Here is a 24,948-nt window from a genome sequence, read left to right as displayed (position 1 = left end):
CTTCGTCGTCGTCAGGGACGCGGCAGCCGCATCGTCATGGTGGGCGCCTCGGCCATGACCGAGGTGGGGGTGAACGGGGCACCGGTCGGCAGCTCCTCGGCGCGACCGATCTGCACCCCGGGGTAGAGCTCGACGATGTCGCCCTCGCCCAGCACCCGGGACTGCTGCGGGGCGAGCGGCAGCCGGTCCGGCTCGGCCATCGACCCCTTCGGGCGGATGCCCGAACCGTTGGTGCTGGTGTCGGTCACGATCACCTCGCCGACCCGCAACTCGAAGCGGACGTGGTTGCGGCTGATCCAGCGCCGGGACTCGTCGTTGAGCCACTGGCCCAGCGTGATCCCCTCGGACTGGTCCGGCGCCCGCCCGACCAGCACCGGCTGGGTCTCGGTGAGCACGAACCGGCGGCGGACCAGCCCGCCGATCCGGACGGCCAGCACCTCGGTACGCGGCCGCGGCCCGGCGTCGCCGAGTCGGGCACCGTGCCGGGGGCAGGTCGGCACGCCGCCCCGCAGCGTGGGTGGCGGCTGCCCGGCCGGGGCGCGGTCCACCCGGGCCAGGTCGGCGAAGGCGCCGCCGCCCCCGCCACCGCCGAAGAGCGCGCAGCCCGGCTCGGGGCAGCGCCACTGCCGGGTGAGCAGCTTCGCGCCCGCCGGCGACCGGGTGCCGGTGGCCGGGCTCTGCCCGCCGCCGACGTGCGCGATGAAGACCGGCCCGCCCGCGCCGGGCACCGGGGCGAGCACCCGGCCCGGCTGCCCGAGCCAGGGGAACCGGCCGCCCAGCCCGTCGAAGCGGACCCGGCTGAGCACCGGCAGGCCGAGCAGGTCGGCGACCTCCAGCATCCGGTCACCCGGGTTGTCCAGCACCTCCACCAGGCCGTCGTCGGCCCAGCGGCGCACCACCATCCGCTCGTTGGAGGTCAGGTCGGCGTCGGAGAGCAGGGCCCGGTGCACGATGGCGTAGACCGGGACGCTGTCCTCCTCCAGCTGCCGGGCCAGGGCGTCGATGACCAGGCCGAGCCGGAGCAGGCTGGCCGGCCGGCCGCCGTCGAGGTCCTGCCAGCGGATCACCTCGGCCAGGTCCACCACGGCGCGGGCCAGCGACGGGTCGGTGCAGACCCGACCCTCGATGGCGTCCAGCACCTTGCTGATCTCGAATCTCATCGGGCGCTCCGGACGATGTCGTCGATCCGCCGGGCCAACGCGACGTCACGGTGGGTCACCCCGCCGGCCGAGTGCGTGACGCAACGGAAGGTCAGGGTCCGCCATCGGATGTCGATGTCGGGGTGGTGGTCGAGTTCCTCGGCCACCGCGGCGACCCGGTCGACCACCGCGATGGCCGCCGGGAAACTGCCCAGCTCGACGGTGCGGCTGATCCCGGTCGGGTCACCCGACCAGTCCGCCAGCCCGCCCAGCTCGTCTCGTACCGCCTCGGCGGTGAGCAGGTCTGCCATGCGACGACCCTACCGGGAGGGCATTCACCGGGCCCGCTCCGGCACCGCCCACCTCCGAGGTGAGCAGGGGTTCTCAGCGGTCGCGCAGCGGGCGGCCGACCTCGTGCAGGTGGGCCAGCGCCTGCCGGTACGACTCGACCAGCCCGGTCTCCGCGTACCCGATGCCGTGCTCGGCGCAGTACGCCCGGACGATCGGTTGCGCCCGGCGCAGGTTGGCCCGGGGCATGTTCGGGAAGAGGTGGTGCTCGATCTGGTAGTTCAACGCGCCGAGCGCCACGTCGACGAGCCGGCCGCCGCGCACGTTGCGCGAGGTCAGCACCTGCTTGCGCAGGAAGTCCAGGTCGTCGTCGGCGGACGGCATCGGCATGCCCTTGTGGTTGGGGGCGAAGGCGCAGCCCATGTAGAGCCCCCAGAGCCCCTGGTGGACGGCGACGAAGAGCAGCGCCTTCCCCGGCGACATCACGGCGAAGAGCAGCCCGAGGTAGCCGACCGCGTGCGCGCCGAGCAGCAGCGCCTCGACCGTCCGGTGCCGGATCGGGGTGGTCCACCGCCCGTCCGGCTCCCGGCCGGCCAGCGCCCGGACGCTCGCCACGTGCAGCCACAGCCCCTCCAGCAGCAGCATCGGGAAGAAGAACCACGCCTGCCGGGCGGCCAGCCAGCGGCCGAACCCGCGGGTCGCCGCCGCCTGCTCGTACGTCCAGACCAGGGCACCCGCCCCGACGTCCGGGTCCTCGTCCTCGTGGTTGGGGTTGGCGTGGTGCCGGTTGTGCTTGTCCACCCACCAGCCGTAGCTGGTCCCGACGGCGAGGTTGCCGGCGATCAGCCCGGCCGCCTCGCTGTGGCCGCGCCGACGGAACATCTGCCGGTGCCCGGCGTCGTGCCCGAGGAACGCCACCTGGGTGGTGGCCACCGCCATCCCGACCGCGACCAGCAGCTGCGCCCACGAGTCGCCGACCGCGACCAGCACCGCCCAACCGGTCAGAAAGGCACCCAGAGTGAGCGCGATCCGCACCGCGTACCCGCCCGGGCGGCGGGTGAGGAGACCGGCCTCGGCGACCCGGCGGGACAACACCGCGTAGTCACTGCCCCGGCGTACCGGTGGTTCCGTCATCGTCGGAGTGGTCATCTGCGCTCCCGTTCTCGGTCGTCTGCCACGCCCGGCGGCGCGGTCGCCGTACCGAGTCTGGTCGGCGCAATTGCGCTGAGTAATCCCGCAAGCCCCCGAAGTGGGGGTAAGGCAGACCCTACCCTCAGCTCATCCGTCCGACCACTGTCCGTAGCCGGGCCAGGTCCCGCCGGCGCCGCTCGTAGGTCGCGGCGAGCGCGATCAGCGCCAGCCCGCCGAGGCCCAGGTAGATCCACCGGGGCAGCAGGTCCCAGCCGCGGGCGAGCTCGTGCAGCGCGAGCGGGACGAGGGTGGCCGCCCCCAGCAGGACCGGCGCCTGCCAACGGCGGACCGCCCCGGCAAGCACCGCGCCGAGCGCGACGACGCCGAGCGCCAGCCGACGCCACGGCTGCGGATCCGCCGCCACCAGCACCGAGACCAGGCTGGGCAGCAGCGCCGCGGCCAGTCCCGGGCCGAGCGCCAGCCAGCTGTTCAGCCCGGGCCGGGTGCGCAGCGCCACCAGGCCGGCGGCGATGGCCAGCCCGGCCGCCGGCGCCGTGTACGCCTCCAGCAGCGCCACGCCGCCGGCGACCAGCAGCAGCCACCCGCCGAGCAGCTCGCTGCCGCCCGCGATGCCGGCGAGCACCCAGCGCCGGGAGGTCGGCTCGCCCCGCCGCAGCACCCGCAGCGCCACGGCCGCGCCCCAGAGCGCGCTGACCGCCGCCGCGTGCCGCAGCGCGCCGCCGGTCAGCAGCAGCGCCAGCACCGCGACCGCCTGGGCGGCGGCCTCCAGCGCCATCCCCAACGCCGGGCCGCGCCCGGTCGTCGCGTCCGCCGCCCGGCCGGCGCCGGTTGCGGCCTCCGGAGTAGGGCCCGTTGCGGCCTTCCGGGCGGGGCCGGCGGCGGCCTCCCGGGCGGCGAGGGCCGGCGCGGCGAACAGCACCAGCACCGCCACCGCCAGCACCCCGAAGGCGGCGGTACGCAGCGGCAGGCCGCCGGCCAGCGCCGCGGTCACCGCGAAACCGGCCGCCGCCAGCACACCCGACAGCCAGCCGGCCAGCCGGGTGTCGATGTGCCGCCCGGCCGCGCCGACGACGGCCGCGGCCACCACCAGCGCACCCAGGCCGGCGAGCGTCCCGGCCCGGGTGGCGAGCAGTCCGCCCAGCCCCGGGACGGCCAGCGCCAACCCGACCGGCAGCGTGACCGGCAGCAGGAGCGGGCGCGGCGCGGCGAGCGCGGCGGCCAGCAGCGCGGCCAGCCCGACGGCGAACGCCACCACCGGCGCCACCGGCCAGGGCGCGCCGGCCGCCACCAGCAGCACCGGCAGCCCGGCCGCGCCGAACGGCAGCCCGACCAGGGCCGGCACCCACCGCCCGCCGCGCACGATCCGGGCGTACGCCGCCGCGGCGGCCCCGAGCAGCAGCAGGGTCAGGCCGGCGCCGGCGGCACCCGGTACCCGGTCCGCGGCGGGCGCTCCGGACCAGATGGGCACCGGCAGGTCCACGAACACCAGCAGGGTGGCCGGCGCGACGGCGAGCAGCGCCAGCCCGGACAGCCCGGCACCCACCAGACGCGGGGCGAGGCCCGGCCGGGCGCCTCCCCCGACGGCCAGCGTCAACAGCACGCCCAGCGTGGCGTAGTGCGACACCCGCTCGGCCCCCGGTACGGCCAGCGGCGCGGCCCCGACCAGCGCGAGCGCGGCGGCGAACCCGGTCGAGGCGTACCCGTGCAGGTCCGGCCAGTGTCGACGGACGGCGAGGACCGCGACCACCAGCACCCCGACGGCGGCGAACGCCCCGCGCAGCTGCCACCAGGGCGGCGCCCCGGCGGCGATCAGCCCGACGGCCACCCCGGCCGGCACGGCGAGCACCGCCGCGGCCAGCGCCACCCCACCGACGACGGGCTGGCCGCCGGTGCCCCGCCGGCCCCGCGCCGCCACCAGCGCGCCGGCCACGGCCACGACGGCGAGCGCCGCTCCCGCCCCGGCCGGATCGGCGAGCCCGACCAGCAGCCCATGACCGAGCAGGACGGCCCCGCCGAGGGCCGGGACGAGCACGGTGGTGTACCGCCGGCGCGGCCGGAGCACGGCGACCGCCAGCAGCGCGACGGCCGCGAGCAGGTCGGCCGCCACGACCACGGGCCACGGGGTGGCCGCGACCGCCGGGGCGGCCAGCACGACCAGCGCCCCGCCCACCACCGCGACGACCGGCCGGGCGGCCCGGGGCAGCAGCAGCGCCACCGCCACGGCGGTCAGCAGCACGGCGACCGGCAGCTGCCACCCCCAGTGCGGCGCCGGCCCGGCGGCGGCGCCCCGCCACGGCGGCAGCGACCGCAGCACCGCGCCGCCCGCGAGCACGACCGTGACCAGCGTGGCGATCTGCGCCAGCCCGCCGGCCACCACCAGCGCCCCCACCCGGGGCCCGGTACGCAGTTTCGCCGGCAGCGCGCGGACCGCCCCGGCCAGTACGGCCACCACCGCCCCGGCCGCGACCAGCAACAGCCCCGGACGCAGCTCGGCGACCGGCCGGAGCAGCGCGGTGGCGAGCACCGGCACCAGCAGCCCCGCCGTGACCAGCCGGTACGTCCGGCCGCCTGCCGCCAGCGCCCCGGTGAGCAGGACGACCGCCACCAGCAGCAGCGGGCCGCCGGCCAGCAGCGGGGTGCCGGCCGCCCGGCCCCGGGCCAGTGGCACCAGCGCGCAGCCGGCGGCGATGGCGAGCGCGACCGCGTGGCCGAGCCAGCCGAGCACCCGCCCGGCGACCACCGCCGGCGGACCGACCAGGAATCCGGCCCGGGCCGTCCCCGTCGGCACCGCGGCCGGTCCGGCGGACGGTCCCGCCGGGCGCGGTGCGGCGGCCGGCCCCCCGCCGGCCGCCCCGTCCGTCAGCGGTCCGGCGACGGCCGGAACCCGGGGCGCAGCGCGACCACCACCAGGAGGTCGCCCAGCGCCACCCCGGTGCAGACCAGCGCCCACCCGGCGGCGGACGGCCGGGCCGCCGCCGCGGCCAGCGGCAGCACCGGCTGCGCGGCCAGCAGCGCCGCGAACCACGGCACGGTCAGCCGGCTCAGCCGCGCGTACCCGGCCGCGACCGCCGCGCCGATCCCCCCGACCAGCGCGGCGTACCGGGTCCCCGGCCAGCCGGCCACCCCGAACAGGTCCACCGTCCAGGCGGCGTACCCGTCGAGGAGCACCAGCAGCAGCCCCACCGCGGCGAACGTCTCGGCCGTGCCGCGCAGCCCACGCCGGGTCGCGACCAGCGGGCCGGCCAGCGTGAGCACGGTGACCGCGGCCAGGATCAGGGCCCGCCCGGCCACCCCGACGGCCGCCCAGGCGACGGCGGTGAAGACGATCGCCGCGGTGCCGAGCAGGAGTCCACCGAGGACGAAGAGCAGGCCCTGCACCGTCCGGGTCGAGGTCTCCGGCCGGCCGGGCGCGGCCCCGAAGGTCTCCGGGCGGCCGGCCGCGGCCCCGACCGGCGACGCGGGGACGGGCGGCACCGGGCGCGGCCGCGGCGGCGGGATCTCCAGGCGGATCCGGGCGGCCAGCTCCGTCCGGCGCTGCCGGGCCGTCACCAGCCGGGCCAGCAGGTCCTGGTACGTCACCCGGGCCCGCTCCACCTCCGGGGCCAGCGCGGTGATCTCCCGGTCCAGCCGGACCACCTCGGCCGCGGGCGGGTACGGCGGCCGACCGCAGCCGGAGCAGCCGGAGGCGAGGTCGGCGGGCGCGCCGCAGCCGGGGCAGGGGTAGCCGGTGTTCTCCACCCGGCCAGCATCGTCGCCGGGCGGCCGGCCGCACAGAGTAGGAGTACCTAGGTGTACCGCCTAGGGACGGGTGTGGTCGTGCACCCAGGCCGCGTAGTCGGGGTTGCCGCTCTCCACCCGGGCCACCAGAATCTCCGGCACCTCGTACGGGTGGTTGGCGCGGAGCTGGCCGACCAGAGCGGTCACCCGGTCCGGCGTGGTCTTGAACCGCACCGTCCACTCGGCGGTGGTCTGGATCGCCGACTGCCACCAGTAGGTGCTGTCCACCTGCCCGCCGACCTGGGCGCACGCCGCCAACCGTCCGGCGACGGCGGCGGCCGCCAGCACGTCCGCGACGGAGCGCGCGTCCACCACCGTCGTCACCACGCAGATCTGCTCCACGAGCGCACCCTACGTGGGATTCCTGCCAATCGGCTGAAACCGGGTGCGGTCAGGCCCCGACCTCGTCGCGGTTGGCCGCGATCCAACCGTCGATCCGGGCCCACCAGTCGAAGAGCCAGTCGATGCGTTCCTGCCGGCCGGTGGGCACCTCCTCGGGCGGCACCGACCAGAAGCGCATCACGATCCGCTTGTCCATCGGCAGCTCACGCCACACGTCGGTCACCGTGAGCATCCGGTCCAATCCGGTGTGCGCGACGAAGATCACCCCGGCGTCCGGGGCGGCGTCCAGGGCGGCGAGCAGCCCGCCCGGCTGCGGGGCGAGGACGTGCTGCATCCGCTCGGCGCGCAGCGCCATCCGCTCCAGCCCCAGCGCCCGCAGCCGGGCGATGGCCCGCAGCCGCCGGGTCGGGGTGAAGTTGCCGCCCTCCGGGAAGATCACGAACGCGTCGTCGTCGTCCAGGCCGGCGGCGAGGTGGCCGATCTGCGAGACCACCGCCTCCTGACCGTCCGGCCCGGGGGCGATGAACCGGTTCGGCAGCCGGTTGAGCAGGACGTCGATCGCCGGGTCCCACTGCAGGCTCTCCTTGAGCACGATCCGGGGTTCCCGGTGGAACCAGTTCACCAGCGCGTGGATCAGGATGAACGAGTCGCCGGGCCCGGCGTGCCGGCAGAGCACCAGCTCCGGCCGGCCGGGCAGCGCGGTGTCCGGGTCGGTGCCGACCACGTCGATGCTCAGTCGCAGCGTCCAGCGGGCCTGCCAGAACAGCACCCCGAGGAACTGCCCGGCCAGCACGTAGTGCGCCCGCTGGAAGGCCGGCGACCGCTTGCGGGCGCCGAAGCCGGAGGCCAGCCAGAGGGCGAAGAGAGCGAGCAGCGCGGCCGCGTCCCAGACCAGGTAGACCGTGCCGATCCAGAGCAGCCGCAGCGGCCGCAGCCGGCCGGGCACCAGCGGCGAGGCGGCCAGTGCGAGCAGCGCCCAGGCCGGCAGCGTGGTCACCACCGCCACGGCGAGCAGCACCACGCCGGGGGCCAGCAGCAACCGGCGTACCCACCGGGGCGGCAGCGGCATCAGTGGTCCAGCTGGGTCGCCAGGTAGTGCCGGGACGCGGTGTAGGCCCGGCTGATCCGCCGCCCCACCGCCGCCATGTCCCGGTACGCCCACGGGCTGTCGTCGCGCGGTCCCCCACCGCCGGTCGGCAGCACGTGCACCTCCACGTCGTCGGGCAGCGCCGCCATCTCCCTGGCGAACCGGTGCCGCCGGGCGACCTCGAAGGCGACCTGGGCGATCTCCCAGGGCCGCCGCGGCGGGACCAGCTCCCGCTCGATCCGTCCCACCTGGAGGACGAAGATCCGCGTGGCGCCGGCGGCGACCGCCTCCCCGATCGGGATCGAGTTGACGATCCCGCCGTCGATGTAGTGCTGGCCGTCGATCTGGGTGGGCGGCAGCAGCCCGGGCACCGACGCGGAGGCGAGCACCGCGGGCACCAGTGGTCCACTGTGGAACCAGTGCTCGGCGGCCCGCTCGATGTTCGCCGCGCAGCAGCGGAACGGCACCGTCAGGTCCGCGAAGGTGGTGTCCTCGCCCAGCTCGCTCTCCAGCAGCCGACGCAGCGGTCGGGGCGAGTGCAGATGGGTCCGGGCCGCGAAGCGGCGCAGCTGCCGGGCGACCGAGTCGCCGTACACCTCGCTGGCCTCCGGGGAGGCCCAGAGCCGGACCAGCCGGTCGGTGACCGCCTCGGACGGGTCGGCCGCCACCAGGGCGCCGTTGACCGCCCCGATCGAGGTGCCCAGCACCATGTCCGGCCGGATCCGGGCCCGGAACAGGGCCCGGAGCATGCCCACCTCGACCGCGCCGAGCACTCCCCCGCCGCCGAGCACGAACGCCACCGGACCGCCACTCATGACGTTCATCCTGGCACGCGCCCCGAACCGGGCCCGCCGGAGCCGGACCGCCGGCAGCACGCCGTCACCCGCGGCCACACCGACGTCGCGGAGCGCGACCAGAGAACGGACAGTCGTTGACAGCCCGGACACATCCCCGCAACCTGATACCGCTCCCAAGCCCAGGCACGGCGCGGGCCTGACCGCGGCGCGGGCCTGGCCCCTCAGCGGGCTGCGGCCCGGACCGGCTCCCGCGCCCCGGCCGCCACGACGCCGCCCGCCAGGAAGCTGCGGTACACCGCCTCGTAGCCACGGGCCATCCGCTCCACGGAGAAGTTCTCCGCGACGTGCGCCACGCAGTCGGCCGGGTCCAGCCGGGACGACTCGCGCAGCGCCGTCGGTAGCTCGTCGGCCCGGTCGCAGACCAGCCCGGTCCGGCCCGGACGGACGAGCTCCGGCACTGCGCCCCGGCGCAGCGCCACCACCGGCGTACCGGTCGCCATCGCCTCCAGCATCACCATGCCGAACGGCTCCTCCCACTGGATCGGCATGATCAGGCAGCGGGCGTCGAGCAGCAACCGCAGCGTGGCCCGCCGGTCGGCGTTCAGCACCAGGGTCACGTCCTCGTCCAGCAGCGGCTCGACCACCTGCTGGAGGTAGCGGCGCTCGGCCGGCTCATTGCACTTGCCGGCCAGGACGAGCGGCAGACCGGCCGCCCGACAGGCCCGGATCGCCACCTCCGGGCCCTTGTCCGGGCTGAACCGGGCCAGCCAGAGCACCGGCCCCCGACCGGGCGTCCGCTTGCGCGGGAAGTCCCACACCGGCATCGCGTTGTGCACCGTGCCCGCCCAGGGCAGCCCCGGGTTGGCGCGACGCTGGGCGTGCGAGATGGCCACCAGACCGACGCCGCGGTCGGTCTCGCTGAGCACGTCGCCGTACTCCCCCACCGGGTTGCCGTGCACGGTGGCCACGGTAGGCACCGACCGGTGGGCGGCGACCAGCGGTCCGATGGTGGTGTGGTCGTGGATCAGGTCGAAGTCGGCGGCGGAGATCAGGCGGTTGACCCGGGCCAGGTGGGCCAGCTCGGGCAGCGCCTCGCCGAGCCGCTCGTACTGGAGGTCCGGCCCGGTGGAGACGAACTCGGCCGAGGTGCCGTGGTCCGCGCCGGCGCCGAACAGGGTCACCTCGTGACCGTCCTCGACGAGGCCGTCCACCAGCCCGGCCACCACGTGTTCCAGGCCGCCGTAGCCGGGCGGCGGCACCGTCAGCCACGGCGGCGCCACCATCGCGATCCGCAGTGGCCGCGCGCGCGGCCGGTCCGACGGCAGGTGGTTCACGGCCACGAGTCCTCCCCGTTGGTCCCCGGCGAGCCTGATCGGCGGCACTTTCCCGGCGGTGGCGGCGGCAAACGGCGGCCCGGCGGCGGCGAACGGCGGCCCAGCGGCGGCGAACGGCGGCCCGGCGGCGGCGAACGGCGTCCGGCCCTCACCCGGCCACCACGAGCCGGTCGTGCACCTCCCGGACGCCCGGGGTCGACCAGGCGGCCCGTTCCGCCTCGTCCCGCTGCCACCAGGAGCGGACCACCCCGCTGAGCACCACGATGTCCCCGGTGACCTGCACGTCGACCCGTTCCGTGCCGGTCCGCCGGATCAGCACCCGCTGCAGGTCCCGGCGGGTCTGCTCGTCGCTGGGCGGGGTGGTCGGCCGCACCTCCACCAGGTTGGTCAGCCCGCGTACGCCACGCAGCCGGCGCAGCTCCCGTTCCGCGGTACGCCGCTGGAAGCCGTACTCCACCTCGCCGCGGAGCATCACCCATCCGTTGGCTACGGTGACGTCCAGTCGCTCGGCGGGCACGAAACTGTCCCACTCGAGCGCCCGACCGGCCGCGATGGCGATCTCCGCGTCGGTTCGCTCGTCCGTACCGGGCAGGCGTACCTCGATCTCGCTGGCGACCGCCCGGACCCCGCGTACCCGGTGCGCGCAGCGCTCGGCCGCCCAGCGGCGGGCGTAGCTGTCCACCCAGCCGGTGAGCGTGACCACGCCCTCGGAGACCGTCACGCCGATCTCGTTGGGCCGCGTCTGGGCGTCCCACCCGAGCTCGTCGAGCACGTCCCGCTGGAGCTCCGGATCGGTGCGGACGGCGGCTGCGGTGGTCATGGCGTCCCCTTCCCGTACGGTTCCCGTCCGTCGAGGATGCCGCCGTACGGGGTGAGCCGGGCTCACCCGGTGCGGGTGAGCGGGGGACAAAAAGGCGGCGGGTGACGGAGCCAACCCCCTTGGCTCCGTCACCCGCCGCCTGGCGGAGGAAAGTCCGTATCCGTTATGACGTCTCGGCGAGCGTCACGGTTGCCGTCTGCGCCGATCCGTTCCGTTTGAACTGCACCTCGACCCGGTCGCCCACCTTGCCGGACTGGACGGCGCCCACCAGGTCGTTGGAGTCGTTGATCACCTTGTCGCCGAACTTGGTGATCACGTCGCCCCGCTGGAGCCCGGCCTTCTCCGCCGCGCTGCCCGGGCTGACCGCGGCGACCAGCGCCCCGCCGTCCTCGGCGGCGTTGACGCTGACCCCGAGCGAGGGGTGGCTGACCTTCTCGCCGCGCTGGAGCTTCTGGGCGACGTCCTTGGCCTTGTTGCTCGGGATGGCGAAGCCGACGCCGATGTTGCCGTTGCTGCCCTGCCCGGCGGTGGCGATCGCGGTGTTGATGCCGATCACCTCGCCCCGGGTGTTGACCAGCGCGCCGCCGGAGTTGCCCGGGTTGATCGGGGCGTCGGTCTGCAGCAGCCCGGAGATCGAGCTGGCGCCCTGCTGCGAGTTCTGCTGCTGGCCGCCCTCGCCGGCCTGGATGGTGCGGTCCCGGGCGCTGAGGATGCCGGCGGTGACCGAGCCCTGCAGGCCGAGCGGGCTGCCCAGGGCGAGCACCTGGTCGCCGACCTGCATCCCGTCGCTGTCGCCGAACTTGGCCGCCTTGAGGCCGCTCACGCCGCTGGCCTTGACCACCGCCAGGTCGGTCTTCGGGTCGGTGCCGACGATCTTCGCCTGCACGGTCTTGCCGTCGGCGAAGACCACCCGCACCGTGTCACCGGTGGCGGAGGCGACCACGTGGTTGTTGGTCAGCACGAAACCGTCGGCGCTGAGGATCACCCCGGAGCCCTCACCGTTGTCCGTGATGATCGAGACGACGCTGTCCTGCACGGCGGCGGCGATCTTCGGCAGGTCCGCGCTGTTGAGCACCGGGGCGGCCGAGTAGGTGCGGGTGACGCCGCCCGAGTCGCCGTCAAGGGCGAGGGCGAGCGCGCCCCCGGCCACGCCGGAGCCGAACATGAGCGCCAGCACCAGCGCGCCCGCGCCGACGAACTTGCCGGCCCGGCTCGGCCGGGCCACCGGCGCCGGACCCCACGGCGGGACCGGCTGGCCGGGGTGGTGCGGCTGACCCGCGTGGTGCGGCTGGTAGGGCTGCTGCCCCTGGTACGGGGGCATGGGCCCGGCGGCGTGCGGCGGGTAGCCCGGCCCGCCCTGATACGGCGCCCCGGCGGCCCAGCCGGTCTGCTGCTGCCCGCCGTACCAGGGCGCGCCCGGCTGCGGCTGCCCGGAGACCGGGTGCTGCGGCTGCCCGGAGACCGGGTACGGCGGGGCGGAGGGCGTCGCCGTCGGCGGCGCGTACGGGCTGGCGGGGGCCGGCGTCTCGGGCCGGGCGCCCTCGGTGGCGGCGGTGGGCTCCGGGGCGGCGGTGGCTCCGGCGGCCGGGGAGTCGGCCGGAACCGGCGCGGCGGCCGGGGTGGTGGAGTCGGACTGCCCGCGCTCGGCGGGGGGCAGCTCGGCGGTGGGTTGCGACGGCTCGGCGTCGGCGGGGGCCGGCGACCGCTGCGGGTCGGTCTCGTACTCGGTCATGGGACCACCTTCTCCCCTGGCACTGCGATCAGCCTGGAACGTGCCTGAATGTTTTCTGAAAGTCACTCGGCCTGGTCCGGGGTCTCCGGCAGCAGCGGCAGCTTGACCCGGAAGGTCGCCCCGCCGCCGGGCGTCTCGGCCACCTCGACCGTGCCGTGGTGGGCCGCGACCAGCGCCGCGACGATGGCCAGCCCGAGCCCGGTGCTGGTCGCTCCACCGGCCCGCCGGGTCCGTGCCGCGTCGGCCCGGTAGAACCGCTCGAAGACCCGCTCGGCCTGCTCCGGGGTGAGGCCCGGACCGGTGTCGGCGACCTCCACCACGGCGAGGTTGCCCGGTTCGGTACGCAACCGCAGGGTCACCGAGGCGTCCGGCGGCGTGTGGGTCAGCGCGTTGGCCATCAGGTTACCGATCACCTGCCGCAGCCGGGCGTCGTCGCCGTGCACCACCAGCGCGCCGGCGCCCGGCTCGATGTCCAGCTCGATCCGCCGGTCCGGGGCGACCACCCGGGCCGCCTGGACCGCGTCGGAGGCCAGCACCGGCAGTTCCACCGGGGCCAGGGTGATCGGCCGCTCCCGGTCCATCCGGGCCAGCAACAACAGGTCCTCCACGAGCAGCCCCATCCGGGCCGCCTCGTCCTCGATCCGGCGCAGCAGGCCCGCGGTCTGCTCGGGCTGCCGGGCCGCGCCCTGCCGGTAGAGCTCGGCGAAGCCCCGGATGGTGGTCAACGGGGTACGCAGCTCGTGCGAGGCGTCCGCGATGAACTGCCGCATCCGCTCCTCCGAGCGGCGGGCCCGCGCCTCGGAGGCCTGGGCGGCCGCCGCCGCGTCGCGGGCGCTGACCTCGGCGCTGCGGGCCGCCGCCTCGGACGCCGCGCGGGCGGTGAAGGCCGCCTCGATCTGCGCCAGCATCGCGTTCAGCGCCCGGGAGAGCCGGCCCAGCTCCGAGGTCGGGCACTCGCGCCCCTCCTCCGGGTCGGGCACCCGGCGGGTGAGGTCGCCGCCGGCGATGGCCGCCGCGGTCCGCTCGATCTCCACGAGCGGCTTGAGACTGGTACGCACGATCCCCGCGCCCACCGACGCCAGCACGATCAGCACCGCCCCGCCGACGAGCAGGTCGATCCAGGCGAGCTGTTTGACGGCCAGGTCGACGTCGGTGAGGTTCTGCCCGATGGCAACCATCTGCCCGTTGGGGAGCTTGGTGTAGAGCATCCGCCAGCGGACCGAACCGTCCCGCGCCCGGACGGTGAAGGGGTTGTCGTCCATGCGGTCGAACCCCGCCGCGTTGTCCGGCCAGGGCGGCAGGTCCGCAGGGCGGAACCGGGAGGTGTCGTAACGCGAGAAGAGCACCGCCCCGGTGTCCGGATCGGTGGCGACCAGCAGGTAGTCGGTCGGGATGCCGAGCCCGCCCTCGTGCTGCTCGGCGACCGCGCTCTCCAGCGTGCGCTGGGAGGACCGCAGCTCGCCGTCCACCTGGTTGATCAGGTAGTTGCGGAGGAAGTAGGTGGTCAGCGAGCTGATCACGACCAGCGCCACCGCCACCAGGGCAAGCACGGCGGTGACGAGCTTGACCCGCAGCGGGATTCCGCGCAGCCAGCCCTTCGCGTCGTGGACGGCGCTCACGCCGCCGGCTTGCGCAGCACGTAACCCACTCCGCGCAGGGTGTGGATCAGTCGCGGCTGGGTGTTGTCGACCTTGCGCCGCAGGTACGAGATGTAGGACTCGACGATGTTGTCGTCGCCCCGGAAGTCGTAGTTCCAGACGTGGTCGAGGATCTGCGCCTTGGAGAGCACCCGGTTGGCGTTGAGCATGAGGTAGCGCAGCAGCTTGAACTCGGTCGGCGAGAGCTGCACCCGCTGGCCGGCCCGGTGCACCTCGTGGGTCTCCTCGTCCAGCTCCAGGTCGGCGAAGGTGAGCCGGGACGGCGCCTGCTCCCCGGTGGCGGTACGCCGCAGCACGGCCCGGATCCGGGCGGTCAGCTCCTCCAGGCTGAACGGCTTGGTGACGTAGTCGTCGCCGCCCAGGGTCAGCCCACGGATCTTGTCGTCGGTGGCGTCCCGGGCGGTCAGGAAGACCACCGGGGTACGCGTGCCGCCCTCGCGGAGCATCCGGATGACCTCGAAGCCGTCCAGGTCGGGGAGCATCACGTCGAGCACCACCAGGTCGGGCCGGTGGTCCTTGGCGGCGTGCAACGCGCCGCTGCCGCTGGTCGCGGTGGCCACGTCGAAGCCCGCGAAGCGCAGGCTCGCGGAGAGCAGTTCGAGGATGTTGGGATCATCCTCGACGACGAGCAGTCGGGCCTCGGTCTGGGTAGCCACCATGGGCCCATCATCCGCGCTCTCGCTGCGGCCCCGCTGGGCGGTTCCTGGAAACAAGCTGTGAGCCGGTCCCCGGCCGCGGCCGGCCGGGGACCGCGTCAGCGGAGCAGTCGGCGCAGCCCGTCCAGCGCCCCGTCCAGCACCCGAATCGCGGTGCGCAGCTTGCTGTCGCTGAGCCGGCCGGCCCGGACCAGCGCGCCGACCTCCACGGTGAACTCGGCGAGCCGCTGGTCGAACTCGGCGAGCAGCGGCGACTCGGCGGCCGGCGGGGCGCCGTTGGCGGCGGGTCGGGGCGGCGGCCGCTCCCACCGGCCCGGCCGGGCCTGCCGGGTCTGCCGGGTCGCCTCGCGCAACTCGCGCTTGAGGTCGCGCACCGAGCCGCGTACCTCGGTCTGGATCTCGCCGGCCAGGGCGGAGAGGTCCTCGACGGAGGCGCTGATGTCCGATTCCAGGGTGGCCAGCTCACCGGCGCGCTGCCGCAGCTCCGCCCGGCCCGCGTCGGTGATCTCGTAGACCTTGCGGCCGCCGGCGGCGGTGTGGGTGACCAGGCCCTCGACCTCCAGCCGTTGCAGCCGGGGGTAGATGGTGCCGGCGCTCGGCGCGTACAGGCCGAGGAAGCGCTCCTCCAGCAGCCGGATCAGCTCGTAGCCGTGCTTCGGGCCGTCGTCGAGGAGCTTGAGCAGGTAGAGCCGGAGCCGCCCGTGACTGAACACGGCGGTCACGGCAACTCCTCCTCGTCGGCCTCGGCGGCCTCGTCGACCGGGCGGGCCAGCAACGCGATGCTGCCCGACGTCGCGGACGCCCAGAGCTTACCCTCGCCCGCGCCGAGGACGCCGTGGCTGTCCTTGGTCGCGCCGAACCCGCCGTCGCCGCGTACCTGCGGGAAGCCGCTGGTGATCCGGCCGGAGGTGGTGTGCAGGTGGACGGCGAGGTCGCTGTCCTCGCGGACCCGGACCGTGACGCTGCCGGAGATGGTGCTGAGCCGGATCTCGCTGCGCCGGGGGTTGTCCAGGTCACAGGTGATCGCCCCGGAGACGGTGTTCGCCTGCACCCGCCCGGCGGCGCTGTCGGCGAGGATGACCTCGCCGGAGACGGTCTCCAGGGTCAGGTCGCCGGCCACCCCGAGCGCCTCCACCGGCCCGGAGATGATCTTCGCGGCGGTCCGGCCGCGGAGCCCCATCAGGGTGATCTGCCCGGAGGTGACGTCGACCTGGGTCTCCCGGCGCAGGCCGGAGGCGACCAGCGAGCCGTCGACCAGGCGCAGGTCGGCCAGCACGTCGGCCGGTACGGCGATGGAGACCTCGGCCCGGAACCAACGGCCGAGCTGCCCGAGCCACCACAGGATTCCGGGCCAGCGCGGGATCCGCTCGTGGCCGACGTGCAGCCGGCCGTCCCGGTGCTCCACGACGACCGGCCGCCGGCTGACCCGGGTGACGTCGACCCGGGCCGGGCCGTCGGTGCCGACCACGTTGAGCCGGCCGGTGATCAGCCGGACGTCGAGCCGGGTGACCGGCTCGTCCAGGGTGATCCGTTGCGGGCTGTCGACCGTCCAGTTGGCCATGGAGTCCTCCCCTCGGCGACGCGCCGACCGGCGGCACATCGAGTGACCAGGGAAGAGTAACGCGATACATCGCGACGTATCAAGACTGTCGGGAGTCGCGTTTCCGTCAGGCCGCCAGGTCGAGCTCCCCCACGGGCACCGGCGGGGCCGACCGGCGTGCGGCGGGGACCAGGTGCACCGCGGACTCGGCGGCCCGGGCCAGCAGCCGGCGGTCCGCGTCCACCGCCGGGTGCAGCGCCGCGGCCACCGTCACCGACAGGGTCAGATCGCGGGCCGCGAGCACCCGGCGTACCGAGTCCCAGAGGGTCTCGTCACCGAGGAAAGCCGGGGCCGTCGTCGCCGCGCCGGTCGCGGCATAGCCGATCCGCAGCGGCACCACCGGCGCCCCGGCGTCCACCGCCGCCTGGAACATCGCCGGCCGGAACCCCCGGCCCGGCCGGCAGCCGGCCGCCTCGCCGCACCAGGTGGTCCCCTCCGGGAAGACCGCGACCCGCCGACCCGCGCGCAGCGCGGCCGCGACCCGGCCCACCGTGGCCGGCAGTTCGCGGGGGCGGGCCCGGTCCACGAAGACCGTGCCGGCCGCGGCGGCGAGCCGGCCCACCAGCGGCCAGGCCCGGACCTCCCGCTTCGCCAGCAGCCGCGCCGGCGCGACCGCCAGCACCGCCAGCACGTCCAGCCAGGAGACGTGGTTGGCGACCAGCAGGGCCCGCCGGCGCGGCAGCCGGCCCCGGACCACCAGCCGGATGCCGAGGGCCCGCAGCGTCCCTCGGGCCCAGCCGCGCACCGCGGCATCCCGCTCCCGCGCCGGCAGCACCGGGAGCAGCCCGGCCAGACCCACCCCGAGCACCAGCATGCCCAGTACGCCCACCAGTCGGCCCACCCGCCGCCGGGGCGGCACGGTCGGCGCGCCCGCGAGCGGCAGGCAGTCCGGGCCACAGCCGGAGACGGGCCGCCACAGGCCGTCGGCGCTCACCGCTGCTCCCCGCCGAGGAAGTGGCGCAGGTAGCGGGGGTTCATCCGGTCCAGCGAGAAGAGCACGTAGAAGTCGGCGACCCCGAAGTCCGGGTCGTACGCCGGCTCACCGCCGACCCAGGCGCCGAGCCGGAGGTACCCGCGCAGCAGCGGCGGGACCAGCGCGCGACGCTCGGCCGGCGGCAGGGTCGCCGGGTCGACGGCGGCCGGCGCCTCGGCCGACCACGGGCGCAGCGGGCGGACCCGCAGCGGCGGCGGCGCCAGGTGCCGGGCGCTGACCTGGGCCCACACCTCGGCGGCGGCGGTCCCGCCGTCGGCCACCGGCACCGAGGCGCAGCCGCCCAGCCAGCGCGACCCGCGCAGGTGCAGGTACCGGGTGATGCCGGCCCACATCAGGTTGATCACCGCGCCGGAGCGGTGGTCCGGGTGCACGCAGGACCGGCCCGCCTCGACCAGGTCGTCGCGGAGCGGGTCGAGCGCGGACAGGTCGAACTCGCCCTCGGCGTACCGCCGGGCGGTGCGCCCCGGCGGCAGCAGGCGGTAGGTGCCGACCACCTCGCCGGTGCTCTCCCGCAGCACCACCAGGTGGTCGCAGTGGGCGTCGAACTCGTCGGTGTCCAGCCCGGCGGCGCCCGGCTGGAGGGTCGCCCCGAGCTCGGTGGCGAACACCTGGTGGCGCAGACGTTGCGCGGCCGCGACCAGGGTTGGGTCGTCGGCGATCAGCAGGGTGTATCCGCTGGTCGTAAGGGGTGCGCCAGCGGCGTGCAGAACGGCCATGGGTATCTGTGTAGGGCCCTCGGGTTGCCGGCCGCGGGGGTTAGGGGTGTCGATCCGGTGAACGCCAACCGGCGCTCGGGTCGGCCGGTTCACCTGCGGCGGGCCGACGGCGGACGGCCGGACGGGTGGGCGTCGGCCGGTGCGGCGGGGCCGGCGGCGGCGTGCGAGGCTGCCGGGGCGGAGCCCGGCGACGCGGCCGGAGCCCGGACCAGCCCGGAGGACGTACATGATCATCGAGTCCCGCTTCAACGGCCCGCCCGGCTCGGGCAACGGCGGCTGGAGCGCCGGGGTCTTCGCGGCGGCGCTCGACGACCGCGGCCCGGTCGAGGTCACGCTGCGCCGGCCGCCGCCGCTGGAGACCCCGCTGCACGCGGTCGACGGGGAGGTCCGCGACCCGGCCGGCCAGGTCGTCGCGCAGGTACGCCGGGTCGAGCCGTTCACCGCCGAGGTGCCCCCGGTGGACCGGCCGACGGCCGAGGCCGTCGCGAAGGCGTACCCCGGCCTGGTGGACCACCCGTTCCCCGGCTGCTACGTCTGCGGCCCGGCGAACCCGGACGGGCTGCGGATCTTCCCCGGCCGGCTGGCGGACGGGCGGACCGCGGCGCCGTTCCGCGCGCCGGAGCGGGTCGTCCCGGCGACGGTCTGGGCCGCGCTGGACTGCCCCGGCGGCTGGGCGGTGATCGCGCCGGGCCGCCCGTACGTCCTCGGCCGGATCGCCGTGACGGTCGCCGCGCTGCCCGCGCCCGGCGACGAGTGCGTGGTGACCGGGGCGATGGTCCGCGCCGAGGGACGCAAGGCGGAGGTGCACTCCAGCCTCTACGGCCCGGACGGCGACCTGCTCGGGTACGCCCGGGCCACCTGGATCGCGCTCCCGCCGGCCTGACGTCTCCTCCCTGGGGATGATCACCTCCTGCCCAGGAGGGAGACCGGCGTACGGACACCGCCTGATTGACCCGCTTGCGCCGCCTTGCCAGGCTGGGCCCGGCGCCACCGCGACGGCGTCCCACCGGCGCGCCCGCGCCCGGTGGCAGGAGAGGAGAACGATGTCCGACGGGCAAGGGAGCCCCAGCGCCGGGACCGGCCAGATCGTGGTGTCCGGACTGACCAAGCAGTACAAGAACGTCCGGGCGGTGGACGACCTGTCGTTCACCGTCGAACCGGGCCGGGTGACCGGCTTCCTCGGCCCGAACGGCGCCGGCAAGACGACCACCCTGCGCATGCTGCTCAACCTGGTCGCCCCGACGGCCGGCACGGCGACGATCGGCGGCCGGCGGTACGCCGACCTGACCGACCCGCTGCGCTCGGTCGGCGCGGTGCTGGAGGCGTCCAGCGCGCACAAGGGCCGCACCGGCGTCAACCACCTGCGGGTGATCTGCGCGGCGGCCGGACTGCCCCGCGAGCGGGCCGACGAGGCGCTCGCGCTGGTCGGGCTGACCCCGGCGGCGAAGCGCAAGTTCAAGGGCTACTCGCTGGGCATGAAGCAGCGGCTCGGCATCGCGGCCGCGATGCTGGGCGACCCGCAGGTGCTGATCCTCGACGAGCCGGCGAACGGCCTCGACCCGGAGGGCATCCGGTGGATGCGCGGCTTCCTCAAGGGGCTGGCCACGCAGGGGCGCACGGTGCTGGTCTCCAGCCACCTGCTGTCGGAGATGCAGCTGCTCGCCGACGACGTGGTGATCATCGCGGCCGGCAAGCTGGTCCGGCAGGGCCCGGTGGATCAGGTGATCGGCTCGATGGCGCACGGCGTCCGGGTGCGGGTACGCACCCCGCAGGCGGCCGAGCTGACCGCGGCGCTGCGCGAGCAGGCCGCCACGGTGGACACCGACGAGCACGGCGCGCTGCTGGTCGGCGGGATGGACGCCCCCACCGTGGGCCGGATCGCCCTCGCCGGCAAGGTGGAGCTGCACGAGCTGACCACCGAACGCCCCGACCTGGAAGGGGTCTTCCTCGAACTGACGGCCGGAAAGGCGGACATCCGATGAACCTGGTCCGATCCGAGCTGCTCAAGATCCGTACCACCAACACCTGGTGGCTCTTCGGCATCGGCGCGCTGGTCACCCTGGCCGTGGCGTTCCTGGTCAACGCGGTCAACGCGAACTTCAGTCTCAACGGCGGGCAGGACCTGGAGGGGGTGCCGGCGGAGCAGGCCGAGCAGATCCGGGCCACCGCCAGCGAGGTCTACCAGGCGGCCAACCTGTTCACCTCGGGGCAGTACTTCGGGCTGCTCTTCGTGCTGCTGCTCGGCATCATCGTGGTGACCAACGAGTTCTACCACCAGACCGCGACGACGACGTTCCTCACCACCCCCCAGCGGACCATGGTGGTCGCCGCGAAGCTGGTCACGGCGGCGCTGTTCGGCGCGGTGTTCTGGCTGGTCACCACCCTGCTGACCATCCCGGCGACGCTGATCTACTTCGGCGTCCAGGGCTGGGACGCCCACTTCGGGTCGTGGGACGTGACCCGGGCGATCCTGCTCAACCTGCTCGCGTACGTGCTCTGGGGGATCTTCGGGGTGGGCTTCGGCGTGCTGATCCGCAGCCAGATCGGCGCGACCATCACCGCCGTGGTGCTCTACCTGGTCGGCACGACCGCGGCGAACCTGGTCTTCTTCCTGCTCCAGCAGTGGCTCGAGTGGGACTGGATCAGCAAGCTGGCGGTGATCGTCCCGTCCACCGCGTCGACGCTGATGATCAGCGGTACCGAACTGCCGGGCAACCCGCCGCAGTGGGTGGGCGCCGCGGTGCTCATCGGGTACGCGGTGGTGACCGGCGCCATCGGCACCATGATCATGCGGCGGCGGGACATCGCCTGACCCGTACGACGTGACGGCCCCCGGGCGGCGACGAGAGGTCGCCGGGCGGGGGCCGTTCCGCGTCTAGCAGGAGTCGACGGGGCACGCGGCGTTTGCCGAACTTCTGGCATCTTCTGTGAAACGGACCACCAGCCGGAGGCGAGAATGCCGGTGGCATTCGTACGGCGTAGCCTGGGACCCGTTCCCCGTGCGCCCCTAATTGGGCACGGCGGACACCGCGTGACATACGAACCCGCGTGAAAGAGGCGATTACCGGCCGTGTCGACCCAGCAGACTTCGCAGGAGAACCCACTGGCGGGTTTCGGCCCGAACGAATGGATCGTCGAGGAGATGTACCAGCGCTACCTCGCCGATCCCTCGAGCGTCGACTCGGCCTGGCACGACTTCTTCGCCGACTACCGACCCGCGCCCGGCGCCGCCACCCCGCGCCCGGCCGAGGGCCAGGCCAAGCCGGCCGCCGCGCCGGAGCCGGCCGAGCAGCAGGAGGCGGTCGCCACCGTCGCCCAGCAGCCGGCCCCCGAGAAGCCGGCAGCGAAGCCGGCCCCCGCGCCGGCGAAGCCGGCCGAGAAGCCAGCCGCCAAGCCGGCGCCCGCCGCGAAGGCCGCCCCGGCCAAGCCGGCCGCCAAGGCGCCGACGGCCACCGCCGCCGGCACCACCGTGCTGCGGGGTGTAGCCGCCAAGATCGTCCAGAACATGGACGCCTCGCTGGCCGTGCCGACCGCCACCAGCGTGCGCGCGGTCCCGGCCAAGCTGCTGGTCGACAACCGCATCGTGATCAACAACCACCTCGCCCGCGGGCGCGGCGGCAAGGTCAGCTTCACCCACCTGATCGGGTACGCGCTGGTCCGGGCGCTGGTCGAGCACCCGGAGATGAACAACTCCTTCGCCGAGGTCGACGGCAAGCCGGCGATGGTCCGCCCGGAGCACGTCAACCTGGGCATCGCGATCGACCTGACCAAGCCCGACGGCTCCCGCAACCTGGTGGTCCCGTCCATCAAGGGCTGCGAGCAGATGGACTTCCGGCAGTTCTGGCAGGCGTACGAGGACGTGGTCCGGCGCGCCCGCCGCAACGAACTGACCATGGAGGACTACGCCGGCACCACGATCTCGCTGACCAACCCGGGCGGCATCGGCACGGTGCACTCGATCCCGCGGCTGATGCAGGGCCAGAGCGCCATCATCGGCGTCGGCGCGATGGAATATCCGGCGCCATACCAGGGCATGAGCGAGGCCACCCTGGCCGAGCTGGCGGTCAGCAAGATCATCACGCTGACCAGCACGTACGACCACCGGATCATCCAGGGCGCGCAGTCCGGCGAGTTCCTCAAGGTGATGCACGAGCTGCTGCTCGGCGAGCGGGGCTTCTACGACCAGATCTTCACCTCGCTGCGCATCCCCTACGAGCCGGTGCGCTGGGTGCGCGACGTCGCCGTCGACTCCGAGGGCCAGATCAACAAGACCGCGCGGGTGCACGAGCTGATCCACGCGTACCGGGTGCGCGGTCACCTGATGGCCGACACCGACCCGCTCGAGTTCAAGATCCGCAAGCACCCGGACCTGGACGTCCTCCAGCACGGGCTGACCCTGTGGGACCTGGACCGGGTCTTCCCGGTCAACGGCTTCGCCGGCAAGCAGCGGATGAAGCTGCGCGAGATCCTCGGCGTGCTGCGCGACTCGTACTGCCGCCGCGTCGGCATCGAGTACATGCACATCCAGGATCCGGAGGAGCGGCGCTGGATCCAGGAGCGGATCGAGCGCAAGTACGAGAAGCCCGACCGGGACGAGCAGAAGCACGTGCTCAACCGGCTCAACGCCGCCGAGGCGTTCGAGACCTTCCTGCAGACCAAGTACGTCGGGCAGAAGCGGTTCTCGCTGGAGGGCGGCGAGTCGCTGATCCCGCTGCTCGGCGAGATCCTGGAGTCCTCCGCCGAGGGCGGGCTCGACGAGGTCGTCATCGGCATGGCCCACCGCGGCCGGCTCAACGTGCTCGCCAACATCGTCGGCAAGCCGTACGAGAAGATCTTCTCGGAGTTCGAGGGGCACCTGGACCCGCGCTCGACGCAGGGCTCCGGCGACGTGAAGTACCACCTCGGCCAGAACGGCAAGTTCACCACCCCGGGCGGCGACCACTCGGTCAAGGTCTCGCTGGTGGCGAACCCGTCGCACCTGGAGGCCGTGGACCCGGTGCTGGAGGGCATCGTCCGGGCCAAGCAGGACCGGATCGACCTCAAGCTGGAGGGCTACACCGTGCTGCCGCTGGCGGTGCACGGTGACGCCGCCTTCGCCGGTCAGGGCGTGGTCGCCGAGACGCTCAACCTCTCCCAGCTGCGTGGGTACCGCACCGGCGGCACCGTGCACGTGGTGCACAACAACCAGGTCGGCTTCACCACCGCCCCGGAATACAGCCGGTCCAGCCTCTACAGCACCGACGTGGCCCGGATGATCCAGGCACCGATCTTCCACGTCAACGGCGATGACCCCGAGGCCGTGGTCCGGGTCGCCCGGCTGGCCTTCGAGTACCGGCAGGCGTTCAACAAGGACGTCGTGATCGACATGGTCTGCTACCGGCGGCGCGGGCACAACGAGGGCGACGACCCGTCGATGTCCAACCCCCAGATGTACAAGATCATCGACTCGAAGCGCTCGGTGCGCAAGCTCTACACCGAGGAGCTGATCGGGCGGGGTGACATCACCGTGGAGGACGCGGAGGAGCTGCTGCGCGACTACCAGTCGCAACTGGAGCGGGTCTTCAAGGCCACCCGGGACGCCGCCACCACGCCGCGCCAGCTCAGCCGGCCCCGCCGCGAGGAGGAGCCGGAGCCGCAGGTCGACACCGCCACCGACGCCTCCGTGGTCAAGGCGATCGGCGAGGCGCACGTCAACCTGCCGGAGGGCTTCACCCCGCACAAGCGGATCCAGCAGCTGCTCGACCGGCGGGCGAAGATGTCCGTCGAGGGCAACATCGACTGGGGCTACGGCGAGATCATCGCGTTCGGCGCGCTGCTGCACGACGGGGTCACGGTCCGGCTCGCCGGGCAGGACTCCCGCCGCGGCACCTTCGTCCAGCGGCACGCCTCGGTGGTCGACGCCAAGACCGGCGACGACTACCTGCCGCTGAAGTCGCTCACCGGCGACGGCGAGCGGTCCCGGTTCTTCGCGCACGACTCGCTGCTCTCCGAGTACGCCGCGATGGGCTTCGAGTACGGCTACTCGGTGGAGAACGTCAACGCGCTGGTCTGCTGGGAGGCCCAGTTCGGCGACTTCGCCAACGGCGCCCAGTCGGTGATCGACGAGTTCATCTCCTCCGGCGAGGTGAAGTGGGGCCAGCGCTCCGCGGTCACCCTGCTGCTGCCGCACGGCCACGAGGGCCAGGGCCCGGACCACACCTCCGGCCGCCCGGAGCGGTTCCTCCAGCTCTGCGCCGAGGACAACATGCGGGTGGCCATCCCGACCACCCCGGCGAACTACTTCCACCTGCTGCGCCGTCAGGCCCTGTCGTCGAAGCGCAAGCCGCTGGTGGTGTTCACGCCGAAGTCGCTGCTGCGGCACAAGCTCTGTGTCTCCCCGGTGGAGGACTTCACCACCGGCACCTTCCAGCCGGTGCTGGCCGACACCGCGGCCCCGGCGCCGGAGCAGGTGAAGCGGGTGCTGCTCTGCTCGGGCAAGGTCTACTACGACCTGTTCCAGGCCCGGGCCGAGCGGGGCGTCACCGACACCGCGATCATCCGGATGGAGCAGCTCTACCCGCTGCCCGTCGAGGAGATCCGGGCCGCCCTGGCGCAGTACCCGAACGCCGAGGACTTCGCCTGGGTGCAGGAGGAGCCGGCCAACCAGGGCGCCTGGTCGTTCGTCGCGCTCAACCTGCTGGAGCACCTGACCGACGTCCGGCTGCGTCGCATCTCCCGCCCCGCCGCCGCTGCCCCGTCGGTCGGCTCGGCGAAGATGCACGATGTCGAGCAGAAGGCGCTGATCGAGGCGGCCCTCCCCCGCCCGTGACCTGACGCACCGCCAGCACCGGGGCAGCGACCGTACGACGGCCGCTGC

At 74.5% G+C, this 24,948-nt stretch carries 21 protein-coding genes; 4 read left to right on the top strand and 17 right to left on the bottom strand.

The annotated features are described in order from the left end of the window. Positions 1 to 11 precede the first annotated feature (11 nt). From OG799_RS34295 to OG799_RS34215, 17 genes are all read right to left on the bottom strand, one after another. On the bottom strand, positions 12 to 1,160 hold the full coding sequence (locus tag OG799_RS34295) for an FHA domain-containing protein (protein ID WP_406041300.1): 1,149 nt from the start codon (positions 1,158 to 1,160) through the stop codon (positions 12 to 14). Then, positions 1,157 to 1,450 carry a 4a-hydroxytetrahydrobiopterin dehydratase gene (locus OG799_RS34290; protein ID WP_406041298.1) on the bottom strand — a complete coding sequence of 98 codons (294 nt, stop codon included), beginning with the start codon at positions 1,448 to 1,450 and terminating at the stop codon, positions 1,157 to 1,159. Before OG799_RS34290 ends, OG799_RS34295 begins: the two co-directional genes overlap by 4 nt. A gap of 73 nt (positions 1,451 to 1,523) precedes the next feature. Next, a complete protein-coding gene (locus tag OG799_RS34285; protein ID WP_406041296.1) occupies positions 1,524 to 2,576 on the bottom strand; it encodes a fatty acid desaturase family protein in 1,053 nt (350 codons plus the stop codon). A gap of 124 nt (positions 2,577 to 2,700) precedes the next feature. Next, positions 2,701 to 5,367, bottom strand: a complete 2,667-nt coding sequence (locus OG799_RS34280; RefSeq protein ID WP_406041294.1) for an SCO7613 C-terminal domain-containing membrane protein — start codon at positions 5,365 to 5,367, stop codon at positions 2,701 to 2,703. 71 nt (positions 5,368 to 5,438) lie between these two features. After that, positions 5,439 to 6,317, bottom strand: coding sequence for a hypothetical protein (locus OG799_RS34275; protein ID WP_406041292.1), 879 nt, complete (start codon positions 6,315 to 6,317; stop codon positions 5,439 to 5,441). 60 nt (positions 6,318 to 6,377) lie between these two features. Then, positions 6,378 to 6,698: a divalent-cation tolerance protein CutA gene (gene cutA / locus OG799_RS34270; RefSeq protein WP_406041290.1), complete on the bottom strand. Its 321-nt coding sequence runs from the start codon at positions 6,696 to 6,698 to the stop codon at positions 6,378 to 6,380. A 49-nt stretch (positions 6,699 to 6,747) separates the two neighbouring features. After that, positions 6,748 to 7,767, bottom strand: coding sequence for a 1-acyl-sn-glycerol-3-phosphate acyltransferase (locus tag OG799_RS34265; protein WP_406041288.1), 1,020 nt, complete (start codon positions 7,765 to 7,767; stop codon positions 6,748 to 6,750). Further along, positions 7,767 to 8,600 (bottom strand): patatin-like phospholipase family protein, encoded by an 834-nt coding sequence (locus tag OG799_RS34260; RefSeq protein ID WP_406041286.1) that lies wholly within the window; start codon positions 8,598 to 8,600, stop codon positions 7,767 to 7,769. Before OG799_RS34260 ends, OG799_RS34265 begins: the two co-directional genes overlap by 1 nt. Before the next feature lie 203 nt (positions 8,601 to 8,803). Continuing rightward, complete coding sequence (locus tag OG799_RS34255) at positions 8,804 to 9,865, bottom strand: glycosyltransferase family 4 protein (RefSeq protein ID WP_406046487.1); 1,062 nt, start codon at positions 9,863 to 9,865, stop codon at positions 8,804 to 8,806. 199 nt (positions 9,866 to 10,064) lie between these two features. Beyond that, a complete protein-coding gene (locus OG799_RS34250; protein ID WP_406041284.1) occupies positions 10,065 to 10,736 on the bottom strand; it encodes a BON domain-containing protein in 672 nt (223 codons plus the stop codon). 163 nt (positions 10,737 to 10,899) lie between these two features. Next, on the bottom strand, positions 10,900 to 12,468 hold the full coding sequence (locus OG799_RS34245; protein WP_406041282.1) for a trypsin-like peptidase domain-containing protein: 1,569 nt from the start codon (positions 12,466 to 12,468) through the stop codon (positions 10,900 to 10,902). A 62-nt stretch (positions 12,469 to 12,530) separates the two neighbouring features. Further along, positions 12,531 to 14,087, bottom strand: a complete 1,557-nt coding sequence (locus tag OG799_RS34240) for an ATP-binding protein (protein ID WP_406041280.1) — start codon at positions 14,085 to 14,087, stop codon at positions 12,531 to 12,533. Continuing rightward, a complete protein-coding gene (locus OG799_RS34235; RefSeq protein ID WP_406041278.1) occupies positions 14,084 to 14,785 on the bottom strand; it encodes a response regulator transcription factor in 702 nt (233 codons plus the stop codon). The genes OG799_RS34240 and OG799_RS34235 overlap by 4 nt, the downstream gene beginning before the upstream one ends. Before the next feature lie 95 nt (positions 14,786 to 14,880). Next, a complete protein-coding gene (locus OG799_RS34230; RefSeq protein WP_406041276.1) occupies positions 14,881 to 15,504 on the bottom strand; it encodes a PadR family transcriptional regulator in 624 nt (207 codons plus the stop codon). Further along, complete coding sequence (locus OG799_RS34225) at positions 15,501 to 16,343, bottom strand: DUF4097 family beta strand repeat-containing protein (protein WP_406041274.1); 843 nt, start codon at positions 16,341 to 16,343, stop codon at positions 15,501 to 15,503. Before OG799_RS34225 ends, OG799_RS34230 begins: the two co-directional genes overlap by 4 nt. 106 nt (positions 16,344 to 16,449) lie before the next feature. Beyond that, on the bottom strand, positions 16,450 to 17,316 hold the full coding sequence (locus OG799_RS34220; protein ID WP_406041272.1) for a lysophospholipid acyltransferase family protein: 867 nt from the start codon (positions 17,314 to 17,316) through the stop codon (positions 16,450 to 16,452). Then, positions 17,313 to 18,092: a GNAT family N-acetyltransferase gene (locus OG799_RS34215; protein ID WP_406041270.1), complete on the bottom strand. Its 780-nt coding sequence runs from the start codon at positions 18,090 to 18,092 to the stop codon at positions 17,313 to 17,315. Before OG799_RS34215 ends, OG799_RS34220 begins: the two co-directional genes overlap by 4 nt. 226 nt (positions 18,093 to 18,318) lie before the next feature. Here OG799_RS34215 and OG799_RS34210 point away from each other — a divergent pair, with 226 nt between their 5' ends. The 4 genes from OG799_RS34210 to OG799_RS34195 all read left to right on the top strand — a co-directional run bounded on the left by OG799_RS34210 (position 18,319) and on the right by OG799_RS34195 (position 24,900). Further along, the gene (locus OG799_RS34210; RefSeq protein WP_406041268.1) at positions 18,319 to 18,975 is read left to right on the top strand and encodes a hypothetical protein; all 657 of its coding nucleotides are present in this window, start codon (positions 18,319 to 18,321) and stop codon (positions 18,973 to 18,975) included. Positions 18,976 to 19,135: 160 nt separating this feature from the next. Beyond that, positions 19,136 to 20,074: an ABC transporter ATP-binding protein gene (locus tag OG799_RS34205; RefSeq protein WP_406041266.1), complete on the top strand. Its 939-nt coding sequence runs from the start codon at positions 19,136 to 19,138 to the stop codon at positions 20,072 to 20,074. Then, positions 20,071 to 20,904: an ABC transporter permease subunit gene (locus OG799_RS34200; protein WP_406041264.1), complete on the top strand. Its 834-nt coding sequence runs from the start codon at positions 20,071 to 20,073 to the stop codon at positions 20,902 to 20,904. Before OG799_RS34205 ends, OG799_RS34200 begins: the two co-directional genes overlap by 4 nt. 258 nt (positions 20,905 to 21,162) lie before the next feature. Then, a complete protein-coding gene (locus OG799_RS34195; RefSeq protein ID WP_406041262.1) occupies positions 21,163 to 24,900 on the top strand; it encodes a multifunctional oxoglutarate decarboxylase/oxoglutarate dehydrogenase thiamine pyrophosphate-binding subunit/dihydrolipoyllysine-residue succinyltransferase subunit in 3,738 nt (1,245 codons plus the stop codon). The last annotated feature ends 48 nt before the right edge of the window (positions 24,901 to 24,948 follow it).

Origin of the sequence: Micromonospora sp. NBC_00898 (assembly GCF_045207895.1) — a bacterium.
Lineage (GTDB): Bacteria > Actinomycetota > Actinomycetes > Mycobacteriales > Micromonosporaceae > Micromonospora.
The sequence above is the reverse complement of the archived record's forward strand: the minus strand, read 5'-3'. Positions and strand labels throughout refer to the sequence as shown.

What these genes read in the sequence shown, in the direction of transcription:
- OG799_RS34285 (WP_406041296.1), bottom strand. Translation starts at nt 2,576, where the DNA reads ATGACCACTCCGACGATGACGGAACCACCGGTACGCCGGGGCAGTGAC.
- OG799_RS34215 (WP_406041270.1), bottom strand. Translation starts at nt 18,092, where the DNA reads ATGGCCGTTCTGCACGCCGCTGGCGCACCCCTTACGACCAGCGGATAC.
- OG799_RS34235 (WP_406041278.1), bottom strand. Translation starts at nt 14,785, where the DNA reads ATGGTGGCTACCCAGACCGAGGCCCGACTGCTCGTCGTCGAGGATGAT.
- OG799_RS34210 (WP_406041268.1), top strand. Translation starts at nt 18,319, where the DNA reads ATGATCATCGAGTCCCGCTTCAACGGCCCGCCCGGCTCGGGCAACGGC.
- OG799_RS34295 (WP_406041300.1), bottom strand. Translation starts at nt 1,160, where the DNA reads ATGAGATTCGAGATCAGCAAGGTGCTGGACGCCATCGAGGGTCGGGTC.
- OG799_RS34205 (WP_406041266.1), top strand. Translation starts at nt 19,136, where the DNA reads ATGTCCGACGGGCAAGGGAGCCCCAGCGCCGGGACCGGCCAGATCGTG.
- OG799_RS34200 (WP_406041264.1), top strand. Translation starts at nt 20,071, where the DNA reads ATGAACCTGGTCCGATCCGAGCTGCTCAAGATCCGTACCACCAACACC.
- OG799_RS34245 (WP_406041282.1), bottom strand. Translation starts at nt 12,468, where the DNA reads ATGACCGAGTACGAGACCGACCCGCAGCGGTCGCCGGCCCCCGCCGAC.
- OG799_RS34260 (WP_406041286.1), bottom strand. Translation starts at nt 8,600, where the DNA reads ATGAGTGGCGGTCCGGTGGCGTTCGTGCTCGGCGGCGGGGGAGTGCTC.
- OG799_RS34250 (WP_406041284.1), bottom strand. Translation starts at nt 10,736, where the DNA reads ATGACCACCGCAGCCGCCGTCCGCACCGATCCGGAGCTCCAGCGGGAC.
- OG799_RS34265 (WP_406041288.1), bottom strand. Translation starts at nt 7,767, where the DNA reads ATGCCGCTGCCGCCCCGGTGGGTACGCCGGTTGCTGCTGGCCCCCGGC.
- OG799_RS34225 (WP_406041274.1), bottom strand. Translation starts at nt 16,343, where the DNA reads ATGGCCAACTGGACGGTCGACAGCCCGCAACGGATCACCCTGGACGAG.
- OG799_RS34290 (WP_406041298.1), bottom strand. Translation starts at nt 1,450, where the DNA reads ATGGCAGACCTGCTCACCGCCGAGGCGGTACGAGACGAGCTGGGCGGG.
- OG799_RS34255 (WP_406046487.1), bottom strand. Translation starts at nt 9,865, where the DNA reads ATGGTGGCGCCGCCGTGGCTGACGGTGCCGCCGCCCGGCTACGGCGGC.